This is a genomic window from Desulfocucumis palustris (assembly GCF_002933875.1).
GTDB lineage: Bacteria > Bacillota > Desulfotomaculia > Desulfotomaculales > Desulfocucumaceae > Desulfocucumis > Desulfocucumis palustris.
Window position 1 is genome coordinate 1 of the sequence record NZ_BFAV01000015.1, and the last position, 2,501, is coordinate 2,501.

4 protein-coding genes and 1 pseudogene are annotated in these 2,501 nt (G+C 40.0%); 1 reads left to right on the forward strand and 4 read right to left on the reverse strand.

Going from position 1 to position 2,501, the window contains the following annotated elements; all coding sequences use genetic code 11:
- Positions 1-63 precede the first annotated feature (63 nt).
- On the reverse strand, positions 64-219 hold the full coding sequence (locus DCCM_RS18205) for an efflux RND transporter permease subunit (protein ID WP_112787725.1): 156 nt from the start codon (positions 217-219) through the stop codon (positions 64-66).
- Positions 220-267: 48 nt separating this feature from the next.
- Positions 268-558 (reverse strand): DUF4372 domain-containing protein, encoded by a 291-nt coding sequence (locus tag DCCM_RS00760; RefSeq protein WP_104370563.1) that lies wholly within the window; start codon positions 556-558, stop codon positions 268-270.
- A gap of 243 nt (positions 559-801) precedes the next feature.
- Here DCCM_RS00760 and DCCM_RS18275 point away from each other — a divergent pair, with 243 nt between their 5' ends.
- Positions 802-1,404 (forward strand): hypothetical protein, encoded by a 603-nt coding sequence (locus tag DCCM_RS18275; protein ID WP_128739030.1) that lies wholly within the window; start codon positions 802-804, stop codon positions 1,402-1,404.
- Between the two features lie 16 nt (positions 1,405-1,420).
- Here the strand turns inward: DCCM_RS18275 and DCCM_RS19085 are convergent.
- Together DCCM_RS19085 and DCCM_RS00770 are read right to left on the reverse strand one after the other, a co-directional pair.
- A pseudogene (locus DCCM_RS19085) lies at positions 1,421-1,603 on the reverse strand (transposase); the annotation flags it as partial.
- 408 nt (positions 1,604-2,011) lie between these two features.
- Positions 2,012-2,206, reverse strand: a complete 195-nt coding sequence (locus DCCM_RS00770) for a hypothetical protein (RefSeq protein WP_128739032.1) — start codon at positions 2,204-2,206, stop codon at positions 2,012-2,014.
- Positions 2,207-2,501 lie beyond the last annotated feature (295 nt).

Sequence of the window (2,501 nt, forward strand, 5' to 3'; positions counted from 1 at the left end):
GATAATTTACAGGCTCTCAAGGGGCGTTACAGCATGTGCTCCGCAACTGAATTATCCGTTTTTTTACGGTTTATCCTGCGCTCCCGGAAGCCCTCGGCAAAGGCCAGGGGCCAGGGGCAGCATCCCCAGTATGGCCGTAAGCTTGGTCATCAGAATGGGCCGCACCCGATTGCGCACCGCCTCCAGAATGGCGTCAACGGAAAATACTTGCTCAGTCACCGTCGTGCTTCACCCCTCTCGGCTTAACCCCAAAACCCCAAAGATTGTTTACCGTTTTAACCCAGAAGTCGGCCTCGGATATACCGCAACCTGGGCAGATTTTATGCCCGTATGGACCCTGCGTGAAGAAACGCCACACCCATTATTAAGACTATTGCTGATATCCCGTAAGCCAGGGAGTTGTTCTAACTGTGCCTTGATAAGAAGTTCGATTAGCTGTAAAGTTGTTAATTTCTTAACGTATTTATCAACCTCCGTAGATTCAAGCTGATAAAATGCGTTGCAAACAGGTTTAAACAATTGATCAAATGTGGATTTCGTGGTATCCTTATCCTGCATTTAGAAATCTCCTTATTTTAGAGATTTGGGCAAGGACTACCCTATATCTCTATTATAAGGAGTTTTTTAATAAGATACCATGATATTTATGGAAAATGGCTGATTTTAAGCAAATTTAGCCAAATTTAGGGGTTGATATTTTGCCGCTTATTTTACGCAACGCTACTGAGTTACCTGTAATCTCAACAAGATAGTTTTAAAATAAAAAAGCTCAAAAGCAACGGTTCCATGCCGTTTTGTGCCTTGAGCGAAACGAAAGGAATGGCTATAAGTATGAATAACTTTTATTTAGCAAATTCAAGTTCTATTAATTTAAATTTCTTAATTTATATACATAATCTCTGTGAAAACTATCATATGTTTAGTAACATGCCTAAATTTCCATGGTTACCATTACAGGAAAGTGTTTTATTGCATTATGACGAAATGAACATTAGAGCAAAGAATTTGTGGGAAAGTATCTTTGATTCCTTATACAGTGAAGAGGAAGATTTAGATTTGTGGATCCATAGTAAGTTTCCTTATTATAAATTATTTAAAATTAATTCTGCAGGAGAAAAAACTTATCAAGGCATAAAAAAGTCCTACGAGTCTTGGTATTGGAGAACTGGTAAGCATGTTCTTGAGATATACTCCGATAATTTGGTTGAAAATTATTATAATAAATTAATAACTATGGTCGAAAAACAAGGTGCAAAGTTAAGGGACACTAAATTTTATTTGCAAGCGGTTTATAATACGCCTCCTATTGGTTGGAAAAGAAAAAATGAAAAAATGATAATCATATCTCCTGAAGCAAAATTACCACCAGTAGAAGAATTATATGATTTGTGTTCAATTTTTTAACCATGATTATAAAGTTTAGCTCAGCATAGGTCACTGGTCGACCCAACATACACGCATGCAAAAGCCTGTTGAAAGGCTGTTTTCGCCACTTTCTGCGGTTAAAACGGTAGTAAAATTCATCTAAATAGGCCTGCAGATGTCTTTCATCAAGGCTATGGAAAGTACCAACTATAAAAGCCTTGGATGATGCCATGGTATGAGTGTTAAGGTTATCCATCACTAATCTGATTTTATGCGCTTTTGGATAATAAACATCAAGCAGTTCCCGGACCTGATTTGCCCAGTCAACAGAGTTCTTCTTTCACAGACCGTTACATATCTCCAACCTGCCAATGGTTCTGTGAAGACAAAGATGCTGCAGGTTCCGTTGCGAACATATTCACCGTCCTGGCACTCAGGCCTTCCCGCTTTCATCGGGATCGGAGTTCTGATTTCACCAAGAAGCTGGTATGGCTTTTCATCCATGCAGATGACCGGATATAGTCTACAATATTGCTTCTGGTACAAATCCAGAATGTCTTCCATGCAGGTCGACGAAGGCGGCATTTTGTTCGGGTGGAATACACCAGCATTTACGAAGATGGGGTTTTAGTTCGTTTTTCCAAATCTAGTTTCCTTGCTGCTTTATCAACTTTTCAATCTGTACCCGTTCGAGGCCAGTTGTCTTGATAATGGTTTCTATTTCTAAATTTAATTGCAACATTTTAATTGCTACTTCCATCTTTTCATGCTCTCGGCCTTTGGCCTCTCCTTTAGCCTCCCATTCTTCCTGTATGCCGTCAAATAACGGAGAGTTTTCCATTTTGCTCACCTCCAGCACTTTTGTTATTAATTGCTTCGGAAATTTTAGCGCCGCCAGAACCCCTAAAGCCAGGTAGAGTGTTGACTTTTCCTCTATAACGGTACGGCATTCCTCTGGCGGGCTGCCGTACCATATTCCTTCCTTCGGTAAGAATATAGTCGCAGCCTGGTGGTTATTTTATTGGTACTGGCCTTTGCCTACAGGTTTGTTAAAATAGGGTGATAATTTACAGGCTCTCAAGGGGCGTTACAGCATGTGCTCCGCAACTGAATTATCCGTTTTTTTACGGTTTATC

What these genes read in the sequence shown, in the direction of transcription:
- DCCM_RS00770 (WP_128739032.1), bottom strand. Translation starts at nt 2,206, where the DNA reads ATGGAAAACTCTCCGTTATTTGACGGCATACAGGAAGAATGGGAGGCT.
- DCCM_RS00760 (WP_104370563.1), bottom strand. Translation starts at nt 558, where the DNA reads ATGCAGGATAAGGATACCACGAAATCCACATTTGATCAATTGTTTAAA.